Genomic DNA, 18677 nt, shown 5'->3' with positions numbered 1-18677 from the left:
TTCCCTATGTTTACAAAAAAGAAAAAATCGCATGTGTCGATTGAGATAAAGGATTATATATTGCGTGCGATTGTGGCAAAAGGTACTGACCCGTCACAATGGAAGGGCTATGAAATGCCATTAGCACAGGGAGTTGTTGAAGGTTCTGTTATTCATGATGAAATGGAATTGTTTGATGTCATGAAAAATAATGTGGCAAAATGGGCAGGCAAAAAGCAAAATGCGCGTATTTTTGTACCGGATACTTCCGTTTTGTTAAAGAGCTTTGAGCATCCTGATGATATAGAGTGGAATGAATTAAAAGGGTATGTGGAAATGGAGCTTGGTCAGTCCATTCATCTTCCATTTCAAGATCCTCTTATTGATGTGTATGATCCAAAACCTAGTGATGGACAGGCGATGCTATTTGCAGCACCTTCAGAAGAAGTGACGAAAATGATTGGACTATTACTCGATGCTACATTAGAACCTCAAGTAGCAGATATTCGTACATTGTGTAATATTCGTCTGTTAGAGCATTTGCAGTTAATAAAAGATAATCGAACTTATTTAATAGCGGATTGGTCCATCAATGAATTGTCGATTAGTATTTTTTCATATGGCCAACTGGAGTTTTTACGGTATCAATCGTTTGATACAGATTTATCGGAATGGAAGTTTGAAGAGATTGAGGAGTTTAGTTTTTCTTATCGTTTAGATGCTGATGACAATTATCGTATCATTCTTACCGATCAAATGCTTGAAATCGATCGTATCATGAATTTTTTTAAGTTTTCCTTACATAAAGGTGAGAAAAGTGTCGATGAGATTATCATTCTAGGAGATAATCCACTACTTCCTACGATTAAAGATTTGTTAGAAAATAATTTTCCGACACCGATTATTATGTTAAATGATTCAGTCATTCAAAAATCATTCCCTCAATTTTCAGAGGAATTTGCAAGCTTAATTGGACTTGCATTAAAGGAGGTTAACTAATGGTACCAGAAATTAACCTCTTGCCGAATTTGGAAAAGAAGCATTCAACCCCTACTTCAATATATATAGTATTTATTATTCTTATTGGTATGATAGTAGGATATATGGTTTTTTTGTTTTTCCAAGCAAAAAGTGATCTTACAAAATTAAGTGCGCAGGAAGTGGAGCTTTCATCCCAACACGAACAACTTCAAACTGAGTTAGATGTAAAGCAAAATGTGAACAAAGGCTCATTGAAACAATCTGTACAATTTGTGGAAAAGGTCTCGTATCCAGTGACCCCCTTAATGGATGAAACCCAAGTATTGTTACCAGAGCAAACGTATTTAAGGGATTATGTATTTGGTGAAAAAAATGTTGAGGTTACGGCTGATTTTGAAACAATGTCAGCAATATCATCTTATTTAGAAAAGCTAACAGCAAGCCGCTATTTCAATGATATTCAGGTTGATACTATTTCTAATTTTGATGTATCTATAGGGAATCAAGAGGAAGAAAGTGCGAAGAACAAGTTTAAGGAAGTGCCTCGTTATTCGGCAACGATTATATTAGGAATTGATTTTAAATTTCTCGCTGGAGGTAAAGAATCATGACTAGTAGTAAAAATTCAACGATTATTATCTTAACAGCTTTCATTGCAGCCATTTTATTTGCGCTATATTACTATATAGTAACACCTAAATTAGAAGAAGTAGATGCGAAGGAAAGTTCAATTAACTCCCTTCAACAAGAAATATCAACAATTCAGAAGCAGATTGCTTTAATTGAAGAGAAAGGTAAATCAACTAGTGCAAGTAATTTATCATTGCGTAAAAAAGTACCTCAAACACGAGCTATTGAAGAGGTAATTCGAAATATTGAAGAGATTGAAGCGGTGACGGGAACACGGGTAGAAGCTATGGACTTTAATAATTATGATTCGCTCGTAATGGATTCTACTATGACAGATCCAAACTCGATAAATTCTGAGGAACAGGCTAAACCAAAGCAACCTGCAAATGAAGCTGAGGAACAAGCTGTTGCTAAAAATGATGAAACACCTGAAGCGAAAGATAAAATACCAACTGCTACTTTCACTAAAGACTCCTTACCAAAAGAATTAAAACTAGTAACATTTAGTATTGATGTTGTCGCACTGGATAATGAAGCAATGGTCGAGTTTATAAAAGAGGTTGAAAAAATTGATCGTGTGATGAAAATTGATGCTATCGATTTCACGTTGACTGGTGAAGAAGAGAAATTCCAGGAGGACGCCGATACAACCTTAAAATCTACCATACAAGTAACGACGTTCTATTATGAAGGACAACAATAAATTTGATGGCGCGCATACATCCGATGTATGGGCGTCTATTAGTATAGGAGGAAATAAAAATGGAGATTGCTTATACAATTACTGTTTTTGTATTTGGGCTCGTTTTAGGCTCATTTTTTAATGTAGTTGGTTTACGTGTGCCTTTGAAGGAGTCCATTGTGCGTCCGCCCTCGCATTGCACTTCTTGTAAGAGACAGCTGACGGCGTTTGATTTGATACCTGTTTTGTCTTATGTATTTCTTGGGGGAAAATGCCGTAGCTGTGGTCACAAAATTTCTTGGATTTATCCATTGATGGAACTTATAACAGGTGTGTTTTTTGCCTTTGCTTATTGGAAATTGGGCTTCAGTACAGAATTTTTTGTAGCACTATTATTAATTTCATTATTAGTCATTATTGTCGTGTCGGATTTTGCTTATATGCTTATTCCCAATAAAGTGCTATTATTCTTTTTACCATTGCTAGTTTTGGGACGCGTCATATCTCCTTTGTCTCCGTGGTGGGACAGTATAGTTGGAGCCTTGGTAGGTTTTGGCATATTATATTGTATAGCTGTCCTATCAAGAGGTGGAATGGGTGGGGGTGATATTAAATTATTCTTTTTACTTGGTCTTGTACTCGGGACAATACATGCACTTCTGACGCTATTTTTAGCTGCTGTAATTGGCATGATTGTTGGAATAGTAGTATTAAAAGTACGCGGACAGGGAAGAAAAACGCCTATACCATTCGGACCTTCTATTGCTTTAGCTGCTATTATTATCTATTTCTATGGGGATGCGTTGATGAACTGGTATCTTGGATTTTGGTAATTAATCAGTGGGGGATTCATTCGATGATTAATAGTCTTCGAGCTTTTATAGGTAGTTAATGCTAGATAAAGATCATGGAGGGGATAACATGAAACCAATTATCGGAATAACAGCCTTTGCGGAGGATAATTTGTCCTCAAGATTAAATGCTGCTTATAGCAAAAGTATAATTGAAGCTGGGGGTGTACCTCTTATAATTCCGATTGGAGTTGAAGAGGATGTAGCACAAATTTTATCGTTGACGGACGGATTATTACTATCGGGCGGACATGATGTACATCCATTTCTTTTTGGTGCAGAACCTACACCAAAGTTAGGGAAGATTCATCCGGAAAGGGATTCAGTAGAACTTTCCTTGATTGAAGCGGCCTCTATTCGGAAAATGCCGATTTTCGGCATTTGTCGAGGGATTCAAATGCTAAATGTTGTGTTTGGAGGCACTCTCTATCAGGATATTGATAGTGAATATCATAGTAAAAAATTAATAAAGCATACGCAACAAGCGGCACGGGGCGTTGCTACACATCATGTTGATCTAACATCGGATACATTATTAACAACAATTATTGAGGAAGAAAAAATTCCGGTGAATTCATTTCATCATCAGGCAATAAACGTAGCAGCAGAAAAATTGAAAGTGGCAGCCAAATCAAGTGATGGTATCGTTGAAGCCGTAGTACACGAAGATTTACCATTTTGTCTAGCAGTACAATGGCATCCTGAAGAGCTAGCCATTGTAGGAGATGAAGCATCAAAAAAATTATTCACTGCATTTGTAGAGGCGAGTTTGAAATTCAAGGTAGAGGCATAAAACTTGATAAGCATTACATGGCTTAGGATGGAAATTAACTAAAGACATTGCTAGAGGGAAGAATCCATATAAGGTGGGTTCTTTTTTAGTGTATAAAATGGCACTCGAAAAATAAGAAAAAGAGGTATATGCCCATTTGTGAACATAGAATCCTCTTTTTGTACGTTGCTATTGAGATACTTTTAATGAACACGACGATAAAGACCTACAACATGACCCAAAATAGAAACTTGGTCTACGATAATTGGCTCCATTGTTGCGTTTTCAGGCTGTAAACGGAAATGACTCTTTTCCTTAAAGAAACGCTTTACAGTTGCTTCATTCTCTTCAGTCATTGCTACGACAATATCACCATTATCAGCTGTTGATTTTTGTTTAACAATAACTAAATCTCCGTCTAAAATGCCAGCTTCAATCATTGATTCACCCATAATTTCTAGCATAAATAACTGATCTTCACTTGTACCATAAATATCCGGTAGCGGGAAATATTCATCGATATTTTCAACAGCAGTTATCGGAGAACCTGCAGTAACCTTCCCAACAAGTGGTACATGAATAACTTGTTGCTTTTGAATAGAGTCCTCTGGCTCTAGAATTTCAATGGCACGTGGTTTAGTTGGATCGCGTCGAATTAAGCCTTTTTGCTCCAAACGAGCTAAATGTCCATGAACTGTAGAGCTTGAAGCAAGTCCAACTGCTTCACCAATTTCACGTACAGATGGTGGATAACCCTTTGCGCGTACCTCTTCTTTAATGAAATCTAATATGGCCTCTTGTCTTTTCGAAACTTTTTTCATGATTGCTCACCTCTTTTTTCTAGTCATTCTACTTATTAGTAGTATAGCAGAATGCGAACACTTAAGCAAACATAGGTTCGAAAAGTGTTTGACAAAAACGTTTGTTCGCATTATTATAAGAACATATATTCCGAACAGACATTCTTGAAAAGGGGTTATACACATGAACTGGTTTAAAAAAAATCCACATATTACAACTTTATTAGGAGCTTGTCTTCTATTTACAGCATATCTTTTTATAACAGATCCAGGAGATGTTACATACGCAGAAATTGAAGTCGAACATGGTGATAGTTTATGGTCGTTAGCCGAACAGTACCGTGGTAAAATGAAATCGGATGAATGGATTAAGCTTGTTAAGGCAGAAAATGAATTATCGAACGTACGAATTATTGCAGGTAATTCTCTAGTGATTCCAGTAGTGGGTGACGACCAATCCAATCCTATAAATTCAATTGAAATTGCGAGAAATGTAAAATGATAACAAAACAACAATCGGCTGTTGTCTATTGCCGTGTGAGTACAGAAAAAGAGACACAAAGCTCCTCATTAGAGCGACAGGAGGAGGAGTTAGTACGCTATGCTAAGGAACAGGGCTACGAAGTGAAACTTGTTTTTAAGGATAAGCATAGCGGCTATGATGTGGAACGAGAGGGTTTACTAGAAATGCTCGATTTCATAAAAGAAAAAGAAGTAACAGCATTATTTGTGCAGGATGAAACACGTTTAGGACGTGGAAATGCTCGAATGGCCGTTTTGCATTTATTGCAGAAAACTGAAACTAATGTTTTCTCTATGCGAGACGCGGGACCTGTACAATTAAATGAAATGGATACGATGCTCCTAGAAATTTTAGCAATTGTAGAGGAGTACCAGCGTAGAATCCACAATGCTAAAATACGTCGTGGTATGCGTCGTGCAGTTGAAAATGGCTACCGCCCTGAAAATAATTTATCTAACCGAGGAAACCCAAACGGTCAGGAACGTAAAGATGTCCCTATAGAAGAAATCGTCAAACTCCGCAATCGAGGCTTCACATTTGAGGAGATAGCTATGACTCTTAGGGGGCTAAGCTTTGACGTAAGCAAAGCCACTGTCCATAGGAGATATCGGGAACATTTAGAGAGAAACGAAATAAAGTAACGTTTTAATCAGTGGGAGTTTTCCTACTGATTTTTTTCTTTTTAAAGGCTCTAGATGAAGGTGAAGGAACCAGTAGTGACGGATAGAACAGTGAAAAACGTGGATAGAATCGGCAAAGTGATGGATAGAACAGCGAAAAACGTGGATAGAAACGCCAAAGTGACGGATAGAACAGCGAAAAACGTGGATAGAAACGCCAAAGTGACGGATAGAACAGCGAAAAACGTGGATAGAATGCCAAAGTGATGGATAGAACAGTGAAAAACGTGGATAGAAACGGCAAAGTGACGGATAGAACAGCGAAAAACGTGGATAGAAACGCCAAAGTGACGGATAGAACAGCGAAAAACGTGGATAGAAACGCCAAAGTGACGGATAGAACAGCGAAAGAATGTCCAACAGATTGGACATTTTGGAAATAAAATAAGAGAAGTAGCCATTTCTACCTCTCTTGCTCAATATTCTCTAGAAACTTTCCATCTTTTATTGTAGTAATCTTTCATATCATTTAGAGCTTTTTCTTTATTCTCTGTACCAATTTTCATCAAAAGAGAGATGTAGGGCTTTGCCCACAGTAATACCAAATTGTATAAAACCTCTACCTCTTGCAGTTATGATGTTACCATCTTGTACAACTAGGTCTTCAGAAAAATGATTAAGATCGAAGAATTCTAATTTTTTAATACCTTCTAGCGGCAATCCAACAGTATACTTTCTGTTTTTTAATACTCCGGCTTTCGCTAAAAGAGTTGGAGAGCTAGAAATACTTGCGATGGTTGCTCCTTTGGCATGCGCATTACCAATAAAATCAATTAATTCTTGCTCATTTATTAGTAAAGCTATATCCATACAGCCTGGTAGCAATAAGCTATCGATTTCGTCAAGATTAACTTCACTTATTTGTGTATCGGCTATACAAGATAAACCAGATTCCCCTTTGATTTTTTCATTGTTTAACCCAACAGTAACAATGGGTTTATCTCCTTGCATTAAAATAGATAATGCTACACTCAATTCATATTCACTAAATTGGGGGTACAATAATATAGCGGTCTTTTTCATATAATTCTCCCATCTATTTTAAAACGAAGATTTAGAACAGCACTATAGTGAAAGTATATCTTATACCCACTCTTCATCTAAGACAGCATAGTAGTATTCATCCCACCACTCATCTTTGTGTGGTATACATTTTTTAAAATAACCCTCGCGTCTCATCCCGATTTTCTCCATCACTTTATAGGATGGGATATTTTCCGGCTGGCAAGTAGCAATAATTCTATGCAGTTTCATTTCTTTAAATCCGTAGTCCAGTACAGCTCTTGCAGCTTCAGATGCGTATCCATTGTTGTAATAGCTCGGATTCAATACCCAGCCAATTTCGTACGTATGATCACCAAAGTATTGATGGAAAACAATATGACCAATAACTATACTTTCACTTAGTAAAATAATAGGGAAGTGTTTTGCTTTTTCACCGCTATTTTCTGAAACAAACTTTTTTGCTTGTTCCTCATTAAAAACGCCCTCTGGAATATACTTCATCACAGTTGGATTTGAAGTATATTCATAGACAGCTTGCCAATCTTGAACTTCGAATTCTCTTATTAATAGTCTGTTAGTTTTGATAAACATTTCATTCTCCCCCAAGCATAAATTAAATGATATTTGGAACCATATAAATTAGTTATACACTTGTAGTTCCTTAAAGTCATGCAATTTATGGTATTTATTTCTAAAATATAAGGATACTAGAAAGGTTGGTATAACTGCATTTTAAGGGGAAACATGCTATACTTTGCATACCATATTCATTAAGATATGTATTGAAAGGTGTGTAATTATGTTATCAAAAGAAAAAATTAACCGAATCAATGAACTTTCTGCTAAGTCTAAAAATGGTACTTTAACAGAGGCAGAAGCTAAAGAACGAACAGCGCTTCGTAAGGAATATCTAGATACATTTAGAGCAACAATGCGTGATACAATTGAAAACGTAAAAGTGGTAGATGCTGAAGGAAATGATGTAACACCAGAAAAAGTTAAACAAGCGAAAAAAAATAAATTTCTAAATTAATGTGTCACATTTAAATCAATTACGCCTCGGCGTAATTGCGTCTGGATTTTGAATTGTGCTAGCACAATTAATTCCTTTCAAAATCCGTGATATCCGCCGGAGGCATTATCTTTATTCAGTTAGTCTTATACGGTTTAACTGCTGTGAAAATAGTATATTTAAAATAAATATTTCTACTGAATAAAGATAAAGTATGTAACAAAACGTTAATAGTATAACAAAAGCATTGTTTTCTGAAGCAATGTTGACTAAACTGTATAAGAACAATATATAGGACGAGAAAGGATGTCACAAAATAATGACTCAACATGCGGATCAACTAGCGATTAATGCTATCCGAACATTGTCAATCGATGCAATTGAAAAAGCAAACTCAGGTCACCCAGGTTTACCGATGGGGGCAGCGCCAATGGCTTATACGCTTTGGACAAAACAACTTCGCCATAATCCGGCTAATCCAAAATGGTATAACCGCGATCGTTTTGTACTTTCTGCAGGTCATGGCTCTATGCTTCTATACAGCCTACTTCACCTTGGGGGCTACGGTTTACCAATGGAAGAAATTCAAAACTTCCGTCAATGGGATTCATTAACTCCAGGACATCCTGAATATGGTCATACTATAGGGGTAGAGGCAACAACAGGTCCTCTAGGTCAAGGTATTGCTATGACAGTTGGTATGGCAATGGCTGAACGCCATTTAGCAGCTACTTACAATAAACCTGGACATGACATCGTTGATCACTATACATTTGCACTTTGTGGCGATGGCGATTTAATGGAAGGTGTAGCAGCTGAAGCTATCTCTTTAGCAGGTCACTTAAAGCTTGAAAAGTTAATCGTATTATACGATTCAAACGATATTTCTTTAGATGGTGATTTAGAAAAATCATTCTCAGAAAATGTCCAAAAGCGTTTTGAGTCTTATGGCTGGAACTATTTAAAAGTTGCTGAGGGTACAGATGTTGAAGCAATTAACGCAGCTATCGAAGAAGCTAAAAAATCAACTGGCATGCCAACACTTATCGAAGTGAAAACAGTTATCGGTTTTGGTTCACCAAACAAATCAGGTAAAGCTGCTTCTCACGGTGCACCACTTGGTCAAGATGAGGTAGTTTTAACAAAAGCGGCTTATGAATGGGCTCACGAGCCATTCCAAATTCCTGCTGAAGCCTATGATACATTCGCAGCAGCTGCTGAAGTTCAAGGAGCACAACCTGAAGAAGCTTGGAATGCTAAGTTTGAAGCATATAAGCAAGAGTTCCCAGAATTAGCGGCGCAGTTTGAAAACGCAATGAATGGTCAATTACCGGAAGATTTCGCTTCAGAATTACCAGTTTATGAAGCAGGTAAATCAGTAGCAACTCGTTCTTCTTCTGGAGATGCAATCAATGCAATTGCGAAGAAAACACCATCATTCTTCGGTGGTTCAGCTGACCTTGCTGGGTCAAACAAAACTACGATGAAAGACGCTGGAGATTTCTCTGCAGATGATTATGCTGGCCGTAATATTTGGTTCGGTGTACGTGAATTTGCAATGGGTGCTGCTATGAACGGTATGGCACTTCACGGTGGTCTAAACGTATTCGGTGGTACATTCTTCGTATTCTCTGATTATGTTCGTCCAGCTGTACGTCTTTCTGCATTAATGGGTCTTCCTGTTACTTATGTATTTACACATGACTCAATTGCTGTAGGGGAAGATGGTCCAACGCACGAACCAATCGAACACCTTGCATCTTTACGTGCAATGCCTAATTTATCTGTTGTTCGTCCAGCTGATGCAAATGAATCAGCAGTTGCATGGGAGCTAGCGGTAGCATCTGAAAAAACACCAACTGTTTTAGTATTATCTCGTCAAAACTTACCTGTTCTTGATGCATCTATTGATACAGTACGTGAAGGTGTTACAAAAGGTGCTTATACAGTATCTCCTGCTACAAAAGAAGTGGCAGATGCCATTTTAATTGCAACTGGCTCTGAGGTTTCACTTGCAGTTGAAGCACAAAAAGCACTAAAAGCTGAAGGCATGGATGTGGCAGTTGTTTCAATGCCATCTATGGATCGCTTCGAAAAACAAGACGCAGCTTACAAAGAATCTGTTCTTCCAAAAGCTGTGACAAAACGTTTAGCAATCGAAATGGGCGCATCATTCGGCTGGCATAAATACACTGGTTTTGAAGGAGACGTTCTTGCAATTGACAAGTTCGGCGCTTCTGCACCAGGTGAATTAGTAATGGAAAAATACGGATTCACAGTAGAAAATGTTGTAGCGAAGGTTAAAGCTCTATAATTTAATAAATACCGCAATACTCAGTAAGGGTTAAATCTCCACTGAGTGTTGCGGTATTTTTTCGCGTTTAGAAGATTTCATTAAAGAAATCAAATAGTTGCACAATGAATTAGAAGTATGGCAACAAAGTAGTAAAAGGCTTTGGAACTTCCTCCAATGTTAGCCCATCAACAATAGTCCCACTAAATCAAAGAAGCTGACATCTGTGCAATGATTGAGAGGCTTGCAAAAAGTTGCCCAACATCGTGCTGTTGCTGTCGCTTCGCTTTCACACAAAAAACATTTGTTGGCCTAAAACCTTCGGACGTAATTATCGAGGCATATTTAAAAAATACGAAACGGCATAGATAGAATGCAGTTTCGTATTTTTTTGGAAAAACTCACTTTGCAAGCCCGTTTTGAAAAGCGTAGACAACTGCTTGCGTGCGATCTTGAACATCGAGTTTCGCTAAAATATTGCTGACATGTGTTTTTACAGTTTTTAATGCAATGAATAGTTCATTGGCGATTTCCTGATTCGCTTTGCCCTTTGCCATAAGCAATAATACTTCCATTTCACGGTCGGTAAGTTGCTCATACAGTGGGGTACTAGAGCCATGGCGCATGCGATGCATCATTTTTGATGTTACTTCTGGCTCTAAAACAGTTTCGCCACCCATCGTTTTACGAATGGCTTCGGCGATTTGTTTCGCATTTGACGTTTTTAAAATATAGCTGACTGCACCAGCCTCTAATGCAGGATAGACTTTGTCATCATCTAAAAAACTTGTCACCATCATAATTTTTGCTTCTGGCCATGCTGCTAAAATTTCAGCTGTCGCCTCAGCTCCTGTCATGACTGGCATCACATTGTCCATTAAAATAATATCTGGACGCAAGGCGAGAGCGCGTTCCACTGCCTCTTTACCATTTTCAGCTTCACCTACTACAGTGATATCTGGTTGTGCTGACAAATAGGCAGATACACCGATACGCACCATTTCGTGGTCATCCACTATTAACACTTGAATCATTTACTTCAACCTCCTTTTGTAAAGGGATTTTCACCTCTACAATTGTACCTTCCCCAGGTACTGACACAATTTTGTACATACAGCCTATCTCCACAGCGCGTTCAGCGATGTTTTGTAGACCATAAGAAGTAGATTTATCGGCTTCGACATCAAAGCCGAGGCCATTGTCCTGAATACGTAAAATTGCTAAATCATCGCGGGCAACGAGCAATAATTCAACTTCACTTGCTTTGGCATGCCGTAGCGTATTCGATAACGCTTCCTGTGCAATGCGGAATAAATGATCCTCTTCCGCTTTGGATAACGCCATTTCCTCAAGTTCATATTCAATATGAAAAAATACTTTTTGCTGCAGCTCAATTATAAGTTCCTCTAGACCTTGTGCCAGCGTTTTATTATGCAGAGCAACAGGGCGTAAGTGTAATAATAATGCACGCATTTCAAGCTGTGCCTGTTGCACAATTTTTTCGACCTGCTTTAAGCTCGTAGCATTTTTATCGGTTTCGGTTAAGGCGGAAAGTAACATCGAAGCTGCGAATAATTGCTGTGATACTGAATCATGGAGCTCGCGAGCAAGACGTTGACGCTCAGCAATAATTCGCTCTTGAATAATTTTATCATTAGCTTCTGCACGTTCATTGGATAAGCGCTGCAAGCTTTTTCGTTGCGTATCAATTAACTCACTTGTTTGAACTAAAGCTTTCTTCAAGGGTTTTGGTAAAGGTTGTTTTTTAGGTAAAACAAAATCAGGTTCAACTAACTGTTTCACGATACGGGTCGCCTGAGCTTCTCTAGCACGGGCAGTCATACTAATCCAGCTGGCAATCAGTAAACTAAGTGCAAAAAGAATGACGACAATAAAACCACCGAGTGGAATATTATTGTAATTCTGTTGCCATAAGGGCTCCCATGTTTTCTCGTTTGGCTCGCCCCAAACAACGACAAGGAGACCGAATGCAGCACTCATCAATATAAAAAGTAGGGTAAATATCCTTGAGATAAAAGCAATCATTTACGTAGCACCTCCAAGTCCCCAAGCCATGTTGCAACATGTATAACAAGGGTACGCTTTGCATCCTCAGGGTTTCCATCTGAGAAACTTACACTTTCATTGAGTATACGTTGTGGACCAACATGTAGGCACTTTAATTCACCAAACAATGTTGTATAGTGTAAGCGGAATGGTATTTCATATGGGATATAAATTTGTACCTTACCAATGCCTTGTCGAATCGTAATAATACTTGTGCCGGTAGGTAAAATTGTTTGTGTTGTGTCAATCGTAATGTCGCCTGCAAGTCGTTGTATTTGGACATCTTGCCATTTATAAGCTTCTACTGGTGCAGGGAATGTACCGAATAATTCACTTTTTGTAGCGGGAAGCTTTTCGAAAAGCTCCGCACCAATAACTTTGGCCGTGTTTTCTCTTTGCAAGTATTGATAGAGCATATATAAAAGAATAATGACGATAAATAAGCGTAAACTCCACATCGTAAAGAGTGCGATCGAGATAAAGAAAATTCCTGTCCATTTAAAGAAACGATTTTTTTTCGAGAAACTTAAATAAAGAAGCCCTACTCCAATCAATAGACAAAAGGCGCCACCATTATTAAAAATTGTGAGCTCGACAAAAACGAGTAAAAAGAAGCATAGTACCCAAAAAGTGAGCTTATTAGTTGTGAAATTTTGCAAGAGGGTCACCCTTCTTTCTACTAAGAGTATAAGAGAGGGAATGGGTCCCTCTATTTCAAAACGTGAAAGAATGCGCCTCTAAATACGGCGCATTTCTTTTTATTATAACATGTTATTTATTTTCAATTAGCAGTGGTGCGTTATCTTCTGCGACATTTTTTTCAAGCTGTGCAAGACGAGTTTCGAAAGATGTTACTTCATGATCTTTGTCGATTTGGTAAGCAAGTTTATCGATATATGATTCTAAATCTTCAAAGTTGGTTTTATTGTTTTTAGCAATCATACCGTCCATTTGATGATGAGCGCGTGTGACGTTTTCTTTGCCCATAAGCTGTAATTGACGTACTTTCATATCTTTAATTTTGTGTTTCATCGTTTCAAATTTGCGTTCAAGCTCGAAGTATTCACGTGTGCTTGCTTCAATACTAGTTTGTAATATATTGTTACGTGCTGTGTATGCAGCTACTTCATCAGTAGCAAAATCGATTAGATCTTGCTCACCGCTAGTATTCGCTAATTGAAGTTGAGCTTCACGTTTAGCTAGTAAATCTGCATTTTGCTTAAATTCCTGCTCTAGTTTTTCCTTTAATTGACCTTGACGCTCTAATAATTTTCCAGTTTGCTCTGTTTGTTTTTCTGCTTCACGAATGTATTGGTTTAACATTGCAATTGGATTTTTTTGTTCTTTCTTATCAAATAAATGATGCAAGTCTGCCTCTATTGTATATTTAAAACGTTGAAATAAGTTCATGTAAATTCGCTCCTTTTATTTTGTTAAGTTAGACCATTCTTTTTCAAAGTTTGTAAACGGATCTTCTTCTTTAGCTTCAATTGTTGGGATTTTTACATCTTCGTTGTTCCATTTTTTATAGATAACGTAGATGACAGCGATTGCTCCTAAACCAATCATTGCTGGGATATTAGATATTGCTGATAGAACACCTATCAGACCTACTGTAACCCATAAGATTTTGCCGAATGTCGATTTACTCGCAGTGTAGAAGTGCATACCGAGTGCTACAAACAATCCTGAAAATAGTAGCCCTGCAAGCGGTCCAGTTAAAGCAAGTGCAACACATCCTGCGATAAAGCCTCCTATTAGTAGAAAAAATTTTCTCATATGTTTTAGCTCCTTTCGTTGATACCTTTATATTACCTATTAGCGCGCTTTGCTAAAACGGACTGGAAATTGATTTTACTCTAGGTCTTGAGGCTGAGAGTATTCTAAGTACTATAAAAAAAAGCGAAAATGCAATTAGCCATAATGTAATTAATAGAACTGAAAGTAGAAAGTTTTCGACAAAAATAGAAGATGAATGCCTCCTTCTTTTGACAAATTAAAGAGTTTGGATGAGCTATACTTATAAAAAAGAAATGAGCGAAGGAGGATTTCTAGTGAGAACCTATTCCATATATAAAATAAAAGAAGAGCATTTAACGTTTATTTTTGGCAGAGAGCGTAAGTTGTTAGAGATGATGCAAGGCTGTGAAGACGCTAACGAGAAATCCTTAAAAGAACTTGCATATATATGTGAAACCGTTCGCTTTGATGAGATAGCTACGATGCTAGAGGCGCAACTAGATTCCAAGTATGCACATTTAGAGAGAGCTCGTAATGCATTATTTTTAGAACATCCTATAAAAGGAAAAATGGCTATTTATTTAGTGGAACGCAAAATTTGTGTCTATTGTGAGGGTTCACGGATGCTTGATTTGGATCTATTCCAAATGCTTGCAAAGATGAGCGAACGCTTTATTGCATTTAATAAACAAGATAATGAGTGTGGGTGGCTAAAGCCAATGAAGTATACAATGCATTAGGAAATTTCACTACAATATATAGTAACACGCTAATATTTGGTGTATAATGGAGCGTGGAGAGTTTTTTTTCTCGGTATATATTGTAGTGGAGGAGGTTGGTTGTATGCCTACATGGGGCTGGATTATTATTGTAATTATCGCATTAGCAGCGGGCGCGGCACTTGGGTTCTTTTTAGCTCGTCAAGCTATGATGAAATATTTAAAAGAAAACCCACCGATTAACGAACAAATGATTCGTATGATGATGGCGCAGATGGGTCGTACGCCGTCTGAAAAGCAAGTACGCCAAATGATGTCACAAATGAATAAATTCCAAAAATAATTGGAATTTTTAAAAAGCAACTAGTCCAAGCCTGGGCCAGTTGCTTTTTTAATTATTTCAGAGACAAATCTTCGGATTAAATCGATTTTTGTGAATAATATAAATAATTTGTAAAAAACATATAATTCTATCGGAAAACTCGTTATAATGGAAATATTCTATTTAAAGGAGTTGTGTGCATTGCAGAAAGAAAAAACAAATGTTGAAAGCTTTGATTTAGACCATACGAAAGTAAAAGCGCCATATGTACGTTTAGCAGGTGTTAAAACAGGAAAAAATGGTGATGAAGTGTACAAATATGATATTCGTTTTAAACAGCCTAATAAAGAGCATATGCAAATGCCTGCATTACATTCCTTAGAGCATTTATCGGCAGACATTATCCGCAATTACTCTGACCACATTGTTGATTTCAGTCCAATGGGATGCCAAACGGGCTTTTATGTATCACTAATCAATCACAATGATTACGAAGACTTATTGAATATTTTAGAAAAAACATTTACAGATGTAACTAAGGCCACTGCAGTCCCAGCGTGCAATGAAGTGCAATGCGGATGGGCCGCTAGCCATAGTCTAGAGGGTGCGCAAGCGTTAGCTAAAGAATTTTTAGCAAAACGTGATGAATGGCATATCGTTTTTGCAGAATAAAATGAAAGGCAGAAAAGTTGTTATATCAACATTTCTGCCTTTTTTCGTAGCTTCTTTCAAAAATGAAATGGAATGACATTGGACGAAGAAGAATCACGATTAATTTTTTGGTAGATGAAGTTTTCTAAAAAATCATGGATTAAATCCTCATATTCAGCCATATTTTCATTAAAGGATTGTGCATGAGCACCATTATCAAATAGCTGTAGTTTCTTAGGTCCAGTTTTTTTATTGTATAAATCCAGTGACATGGAAGCTGGGATAAATGTATCAGGAATACTATGGATAAAGAGTACTGGCTTTTTAATATTTGTTACAGCTTCAGAAGGAGTCACACTTTTAAAGGAATAACCGTCTCGCAAGCGGACGAAGAAATCGGCAAAACGAATTGGAATAATCGAACCGTATTTAAATTCGGTCTTCGCAATTTGTTTTAACAGCATTGAAAAATCAGAGAACGCACAATCAGAAATATAGAAATCTGCACCGTCCTCTACAGTTCCTGCATATAGGAGCATTGTTGCGGCACCCATCGATTCACCATGAATACCAAGAAGAGCGTCTTCACCAATCATCGCCTGGATAGTTTTAACAACTGCGTCAAGGTCATTTTTTTCATAATAGCCGTAGCTAGTCGTTTTCCCACCAGTTTCCCCATGCCTACGATGGTCAAAAATAACGGAATTGTAACCAAGTCGTTCAAAAAGTCGAGCGTATTTGACGGAGTTAATTTTATTTTCCGTTACGCCATGGCAAATAATGATGGTATTATTTGTTTCCAAAGGTTGAAACATAATACCGCGAATCGTATATCCATTTGGAGAGTCAATATTTAATTCACATTTTAAATTTTTATTGTACCAAGCTTCGTCAAAACGTTTTGCAGTCGTTTCCCGTTCACGAACAAATTCAGGATCCTTTTGCTTAATGAACATTAATTTATTGGAGAGCGCGAAGCCAAACAGACCTGTTGCTGCTGCGGCAAGCGTCGTCGTTATACCTGAAAATAAAAGCATTTTCTTTTTCATTATTAACACCTCCACGTCCTGTTTCTTTTGTTGTCTAGGCATACAAATGACATCTTACGTATGTATGCACTTTGCTTAATTGTAATGTTCCCAACTGAGATTGTTTAAAACACGTCAACATTTTACAATATCTTTGGCAAAACTGCGATTATTTCTATTATCGAAAATCGTCAAAATATTTGTTAAAATAGATATATCTGCTAGTAGCATATGCATGCAGTGTTCATTTTTGAACGGGGAAAAGGGGAGAATGTTTATGACAAATGAGGTAGTAATAGTAAGTGCAGTACGTACAGCTATTGGTTCATTCCAAGGAACATTAAAGGATGTACCAGCGACAAAATTAGGGAGCATAGTTATTAAAGAAGCATTAGCACGTGCTGGTGTAGCAGGTGAAAAAGTTGACGAGGTCATTATGGGGAATGTCTTATCAGCTGGGCTTGGACAAAATCCAGCTCGTCAAGCAGCAATTGCAGCAGGTTTACCACATGAAGTATCTGCATTAACGATTAATAAAGTTTGTGGCTCAGGACTAAAAGCTGTTCACTTAGCGACGCAAGCCATTTTAGCAGGGGATGCGGATATTGTCGTTGCAGGTGGCTTTGAAAATATGAGCCAAGCACCGTATGTATTAAAAAATGCACGAGAAGGCTTCCGCATGGGGGATCAAAAAGTAGTCGATACGATGATTCATGACGGATTATGGTGTGCCTTTAATGACTACCATATGGGCGTTACAGCTGAAAATTTATGTGATGTCTATGAGATTTCTCGTGAGGAACAAGACGCCTTTGCAGCACGTTCACAACAGCGTGCAGAAGCGGCAATTACAGCAGGAAAGTTTAGCGATGAAATCATAGCGGTTGAAATTCCTCAGCGCAAGGGTGATCCTATTGTTTTTGATAAGGATGAATTCCCGCGTCAAGGCGTTACAGCTGAGTCTCTATCTAAACTACGTCCTGCCTTTAAGAAGGATGGTTCTGTGACAGCTGCAAATGCATCAGGCATTAACGATGGCGCAGCGGCAGTCGTTGTCATGTCGAAAGAAAAAGCGGAAGAGCTAGGCATTCGACCAATGGCACTAATTACAGCAAATGCAAGCGCAGGTGTTGACCCAGCTATTATGGGAACAGGTCCAGTAACGGCAGTAAAGAAAGCATTAGCAAAGGCTGATGTGACATTAGATAATATAGATTTAATTGAAGCGAATGAAGCTTTTGCAGCTCAATCGATTGCTGTAGATCGCGAACTAGGCTTTAATCATGATAAACTAAATGTGAACGGGGGAGCAATTGCCCTTGGTCATCCAATTGGTGCAAGTGGAGCACGTATTTTAGTAACGCTTTTACATGAGATGGAAAAGCGTGATGTTAAAACAGGTCTGGCAACACTATGTATCGGCGGTGGGCAAGGCGTAGCAACAATTGTCAAGCGCCCTTGAAGTGAATAAGAAGGTGAAAGTAATGGGGAAAAAACGAAAACAGCAGCAACGCGTGGATAGTAGCGTAACAGCTAGTCTACCAAAGCAGGAGGCAGTGACATTAGCCGATCAACTAGGCGGTGACGTACTAGCCAAATTAAAAGCTGCAAAGCAAGATTTAACAGTGAAAGAACAAGCCGCTGAAGAAGAGCGCCAAGCAAAGCTAGCCTTTGAGCGCAAGCAACGCGAAAAAAACAAATCGTTTGAAGAACTACTAAACGAATACGGCGATAAAGGCTCGAAATTCTAAAGAGAAACAGTGAATCCAAATGCATGCGGATTCACTGTTTTTATGTTTTATCGGAAAGATTCGAAGATTTATCGGAATTATTTATGTTTTTATCGGAATAATTATCCTCCTTGCTCAATTTTAGAGATAAATTATTATTACTATATTATTGATTTATTGATAAAATTAGAAATAATCACCAAAGGTTGAAA

General features: G+C 37.8%; 25 protein-coding genes. 16 read left to right on the top strand and 9 right to left on the bottom strand.

Annotated features, from left to right (window positions below):
- Positions 1-6: 6 nt before the first annotated feature.
- From pilM to AC3WSK_RS00300, 5 genes are all read left to right on the top strand, one after another.
- A complete protein-coding gene (gene pilM, locus AC3WSK_RS00320; RefSeq protein WP_492411377.1) occupies positions 7-978 on the top strand; it encodes a type IV pilus biogenesis protein PilM in 972 nt (323 codons plus the stop codon).
- Positions 978-1571, top strand: a complete 594-nt coding sequence (locus tag AC3WSK_RS00315) for a PilN domain-containing protein (protein WP_492411375.1) — start codon at positions 978-980, stop codon at positions 1569-1571. The genes pilM and AC3WSK_RS00315 overlap by 1 nt, the downstream gene beginning before the upstream one ends.
- Entirely contained in the window at positions 1568-2293 is a 726-nt protein-coding gene (locus AC3WSK_RS00310) for a potassium transporter (protein ID WP_492411373.1), read from the top strand. Before AC3WSK_RS00315 ends, AC3WSK_RS00310 begins: the two co-directional genes overlap by 4 nt.
- 59 nt (positions 2294-2352) lie before the next feature.
- On the top strand, positions 2353-3105 hold the full coding sequence (locus AC3WSK_RS00305) for a prepilin peptidase (protein ID WP_492411371.1): 753 nt from the start codon (positions 2353-2355) through the stop codon (positions 3103-3105).
- A gap of 88 nt (positions 3106-3193) precedes the next feature.
- Positions 3194-3916 (top strand): gamma-glutamyl-gamma-aminobutyrate hydrolase family protein, encoded by a 723-nt coding sequence (locus AC3WSK_RS00300; protein ID WP_492411369.1) that lies wholly within the window; start codon positions 3194-3196, stop codon positions 3914-3916.
- A 182-nt stretch (positions 3917-4098) separates the two neighbouring features.
- Here the strand turns inward: AC3WSK_RS00300 and lexA are convergent, their stop codons facing one another.
- Positions 4099-4716 (bottom strand): transcriptional repressor LexA, encoded by a 618-nt coding sequence (gene lexA, locus AC3WSK_RS00295; RefSeq protein ID WP_079560642.1) that lies wholly within the window; start codon positions 4714-4716, stop codon positions 4099-4101.
- A 163-nt stretch (positions 4717-4879) separates the two neighbouring features.
- On the opposite strand from lexA, the gene yneA reads away from it, so the two are divergent.
- The 4 genes from yneA (at position 4880) to AC3WSK_RS00275 (ending at position 6281) form a co-directional block, all read left to right on the top strand.
- Positions 4880-5197, top strand: a complete 318-nt coding sequence (gene yneA, locus AC3WSK_RS00290; RefSeq protein ID WP_079560644.1) for a cell division suppressor protein YneA — start codon at positions 4880-4882, stop codon at positions 5195-5197.
- The gene (locus tag AC3WSK_RS00285) at positions 5194-5859 is read left to right on the top strand and encodes a YneB family resolvase-like protein (RefSeq protein WP_079560646.1); all 666 of its coding nucleotides are present in this window, start codon (positions 5194-5196) and stop codon (positions 5857-5859) included. Before yneA ends, AC3WSK_RS00285 begins: the two co-directional genes overlap by 4 nt.
- Before the next feature lie 75 nt (positions 5860-5934).
- Positions 5935-6105 (top strand): hypothetical protein, encoded by a 171-nt coding sequence (locus AC3WSK_RS00280; RefSeq protein ID WP_492534760.1) that lies wholly within the window; start codon positions 5935-5937, stop codon positions 6103-6105.
- Positions 6105-6281 carry a hypothetical protein gene (locus tag AC3WSK_RS00275; RefSeq protein WP_492534758.1) on the top strand — a complete coding sequence of 59 codons (177 nt, stop codon included), beginning with the start codon at positions 6105-6107 and terminating at the stop codon, positions 6279-6281. Before AC3WSK_RS00280 ends, AC3WSK_RS00275 begins: the two co-directional genes overlap by 1 nt.
- A 100-nt stretch (positions 6282-6381) precedes the next feature.
- On the opposite strand, the gene AC3WSK_RS00270 is transcribed toward AC3WSK_RS00275, so the two are convergent.
- Both AC3WSK_RS00270 and AC3WSK_RS00265 read right to left on the bottom strand, forming a co-directional pair.
- Complete coding sequence (locus tag AC3WSK_RS00270; RefSeq protein WP_492411366.1) at positions 6382-6921, bottom strand: DJ-1/PfpI family protein; 540 nt, start codon at positions 6919-6921, stop codon at positions 6382-6384.
- A gap of 60 nt (positions 6922-6981) precedes the next feature.
- Positions 6982-7494 carry a GNAT family N-acetyltransferase gene (locus tag AC3WSK_RS00265; protein ID WP_079560651.1) on the bottom strand — a complete coding sequence of 171 codons (513 nt, stop codon included), beginning with the start codon at positions 7492-7494 and terminating at the stop codon, positions 6982-6984.
- A 208-nt stretch (positions 7495-7702) separates the two neighbouring features.
- Between AC3WSK_RS00265 and AC3WSK_RS00260 the strand changes: the two genes are divergently transcribed.
- Together AC3WSK_RS00260 and tkt are read left to right on the top strand one after the other, a co-directional pair.
- Positions 7703-7936, top strand: coding sequence for a DUF896 domain-containing protein (locus AC3WSK_RS00260; protein ID WP_079560654.1), 234 nt, complete (start codon positions 7703-7705; stop codon positions 7934-7936).
- A gap of 298 nt (positions 7937-8234) precedes the next feature.
- Positions 8235-10229 (top strand): transketolase, encoded by a 1995-nt coding sequence (gene tkt / locus AC3WSK_RS00255; RefSeq protein ID WP_492411363.1) that lies wholly within the window; start codon positions 8235-8237, stop codon positions 10227-10229.
- 380 nt (positions 10230-10609) lie between these two features.
- Here the strand turns inward: tkt and AC3WSK_RS00250 are convergent, their stop codons facing one another.
- From AC3WSK_RS00250 to AC3WSK_RS00230, 5 genes are all read right to left on the bottom strand, one after another.
- Positions 10610-11242 carry a response regulator transcription factor gene (locus tag AC3WSK_RS00250; protein ID WP_079560658.1) on the bottom strand — a complete coding sequence of 211 codons (633 nt, stop codon included), beginning with the start codon at positions 11240-11242 and terminating at the stop codon, positions 10610-10612.
- Positions 11217-12254 carry a sensor histidine kinase gene (locus AC3WSK_RS00245; protein ID WP_492411361.1) on the bottom strand — a complete coding sequence of 346 codons (1038 nt, stop codon included), beginning with the start codon at positions 12252-12254 and terminating at the stop codon, positions 11217-11219. The genes AC3WSK_RS00250 and AC3WSK_RS00245 overlap by 26 nt, the downstream gene beginning before the upstream one ends.
- Positions 12251-12943 carry a cell wall-active antibiotics response protein LiaF gene (gene liaF, locus AC3WSK_RS00240; protein ID WP_492411359.1) on the bottom strand — a complete coding sequence of 231 codons (693 nt, stop codon included), beginning with the start codon at positions 12941-12943 and terminating at the stop codon, positions 12251-12253. The genes AC3WSK_RS00245 and liaF overlap by 4 nt, the downstream gene beginning before the upstream one ends.
- A 103-nt stretch (positions 12944-13046) precedes the next feature.
- A complete protein-coding gene (locus AC3WSK_RS00235) occupies positions 13047-13685 on the bottom strand; it encodes a PspA/IM30 family protein (protein ID WP_079560666.1) in 639 nt (212 codons plus the stop codon).
- 15 nt (positions 13686-13700) lie between these two features.
- The gene (locus tag AC3WSK_RS00230; RefSeq protein ID WP_079560668.1) at positions 13701-14054 is read right to left on the bottom strand and encodes a lmo0954 family membrane protein; all 354 of its coding nucleotides are present in this window, start codon (positions 14052-14054) and stop codon (positions 13701-13703) included.
- 275 nt (positions 14055-14329) lie between these two features.
- Between AC3WSK_RS00230 and sirA the strand changes: the two genes are divergently transcribed.
- From sirA to AC3WSK_RS00215, 3 genes are all read left to right on the top strand, one after another.
- Positions 14330-14755, top strand: a complete 426-nt coding sequence (sirA, locus tag AC3WSK_RS00225) for a sporulation inhibitor of replication protein SirA (protein ID WP_053483154.1) — start codon at positions 14330-14332, stop codon at positions 14753-14755.
- A gap of 103 nt (positions 14756-14858) precedes the next feature.
- Positions 14859-15077, top strand: a complete 219-nt coding sequence (locus tag AC3WSK_RS00220; protein WP_049668607.1) for a YneF family protein — start codon at positions 14859-14861, stop codon at positions 15075-15077.
- 147 nt (positions 15078-15224) lie between these two features.
- Positions 15225-15728 (top strand): S-ribosylhomocysteine lyase, encoded by a 504-nt coding sequence (locus AC3WSK_RS00215; RefSeq protein WP_094075077.1) that lies wholly within the window; start codon positions 15225-15227, stop codon positions 15726-15728.
- Positions 15729-15784: 56 nt separating this feature from the next.
- Here AC3WSK_RS00215 and AC3WSK_RS00210 read toward each other — a convergent pair whose 3' ends face one another.
- Positions 15785-16756, bottom strand: a complete 972-nt coding sequence (locus AC3WSK_RS00210; protein WP_427482715.1) for an alpha/beta hydrolase — start codon at positions 16754-16756, stop codon at positions 15785-15787.
- Between the two features lie 256 nt (positions 16757-17012).
- On the opposite strand from AC3WSK_RS00210, the gene AC3WSK_RS00205 reads away from it, so the two are divergent.
- Both AC3WSK_RS00205 and AC3WSK_RS00200 read left to right on the top strand, forming a co-directional pair.
- On the top strand, positions 17013-18197 hold the full coding sequence (locus AC3WSK_RS00205) for an acetyl-CoA C-acetyltransferase (RefSeq protein ID WP_079560676.1): 1185 nt from the start codon (positions 17013-17015) through the stop codon (positions 18195-18197).
- A gap of 22 nt (positions 18198-18219) precedes the next feature.
- Entirely contained in the window at positions 18220-18486 is a 267-nt protein-coding gene (locus AC3WSK_RS00200) for a YqkE family protein (RefSeq protein ID WP_079560678.1), read from the top strand.
- The last annotated feature ends 191 nt before the right edge of the window (positions 18487-18677 follow it).

The organism is Lysinibacillus sp. EB271-A1-10B, assembly GCF_058791335.1.
This window is presented reverse-complemented; position numbering and strand designations above follow the sequence as displayed.

Bases quoted from the DNA above. Each gene is read 5' to 3' on its own strand.
- pilM (WP_492411377.1), top strand. From the start codon at position 7: ATGTTTACAAAAAAGAAAAAATCGCATGTGTCGATTGAGATAAAGGAT.
- AC3WSK_RS00315 (WP_492411375.1), top strand. From the start codon at position 978: ATGGTACCAGAAATTAACCTCTTGCCGAATTTGGAAAAGAAGCATTCA.
- AC3WSK_RS00310 (WP_492411373.1), top strand. From the start codon at position 1,568: ATGACTAGTAGTAAAAATTCAACGATTATTATCTTAACAGCTTTCATT.
- AC3WSK_RS00305 (WP_492411371.1), top strand. From the start codon at position 2,353: ATGGAGATTGCTTATACAATTACTGTTTTTGTATTTGGGCTCGTTTTA.
- AC3WSK_RS00300 (WP_492411369.1), top strand. From the start codon at position 3,194: ATGAAACCAATTATCGGAATAACAGCCTTTGCGGAGGATAATTTGTCC.
- lexA (WP_079560642.1), bottom strand. From the start codon at position 4,716: ATGAAAAAAGTTTCGAAAAGACAAGAGGCCATATTAGATTTCATTAAA.
- yneA (WP_079560644.1), top strand. From the start codon at position 4,880: ATGAACTGGTTTAAAAAAAATCCACATATTACAACTTTATTAGGAGCT.
- AC3WSK_RS00285 (WP_079560646.1), top strand. From the start codon at position 5,194: ATGATAACAAAACAACAATCGGCTGTTGTCTATTGCCGTGTGAGTACA.
- AC3WSK_RS00275 (WP_492534758.1), top strand. From the start codon at position 6,105: ATGGATAGAACAGTGAAAAACGTGGATAGAAACGGCAAAGTGACGGAT.
- AC3WSK_RS00270 (WP_492411366.1), bottom strand. From the start codon at position 6,921: ATGAAAAAGACCGCTATATTATTGTACCCCCAATTTAGTGAATATGAA.
- AC3WSK_RS00265 (WP_079560651.1), bottom strand. From the start codon at position 7,494: ATGTTTATCAAAACTAACAGACTATTAATAAGAGAATTCGAAGTTCAA.
- AC3WSK_RS00260 (WP_079560654.1), top strand. From the start codon at position 7,703: ATGTTATCAAAAGAAAAAATTAACCGAATCAATGAACTTTCTGCTAAG.
- tkt (WP_492411363.1), top strand. From the start codon at position 8,235: ATGACTCAACATGCGGATCAACTAGCGATTAATGCTATCCGAACATTG.
- AC3WSK_RS00250 (WP_079560658.1), bottom strand. From the start codon at position 11,242: ATGATTCAAGTGTTAATAGTGGATGACCACGAAATGGTGCGTATCGGT.
- AC3WSK_RS00245 (WP_492411361.1), bottom strand. From the start codon at position 12,254: ATGATTGCTTTTATCTCAAGGATATTTACCCTACTTTTTATATTGATG.
- AC3WSK_RS00235 (WP_079560666.1), bottom strand. From the start codon at position 13,685: ATGAACTTATTTCAACGTTTTAAATATACAATAGAGGCAGACTTGCAT.
- AC3WSK_RS00230 (WP_079560668.1), bottom strand. From the start codon at position 14,054: ATGAGAAAATTTTTTCTACTAATAGGAGGCTTTATCGCAGGATGTGTT.
- AC3WSK_RS00220 (WP_049668607.1), top strand. From the start codon at position 14,859: ATGCCTACATGGGGCTGGATTATTATTGTAATTATCGCATTAGCAGCG.
- AC3WSK_RS00215 (WP_094075077.1), top strand. From the start codon at position 15,225: ATGGAAATATTCTATTTAAAGGAGTTGTGTGCATTGCAGAAAGAAAAA.
- AC3WSK_RS00210 (WP_427482715.1), bottom strand. From the start codon at position 16,756: ATGAAAAAGAAAATGCTTTTATTTTCAGGTATAACGACGACGCTTGCC.
- AC3WSK_RS00205 (WP_079560676.1), top strand. From the start codon at position 17,013: ATGACAAATGAGGTAGTAATAGTAAGTGCAGTACGTACAGCTATTGGT.
- AC3WSK_RS00200 (WP_079560678.1), top strand. From the start codon at position 18,220: ATGGGGAAAAAACGAAAACAGCAGCAACGCGTGGATAGTAGCGTAACA.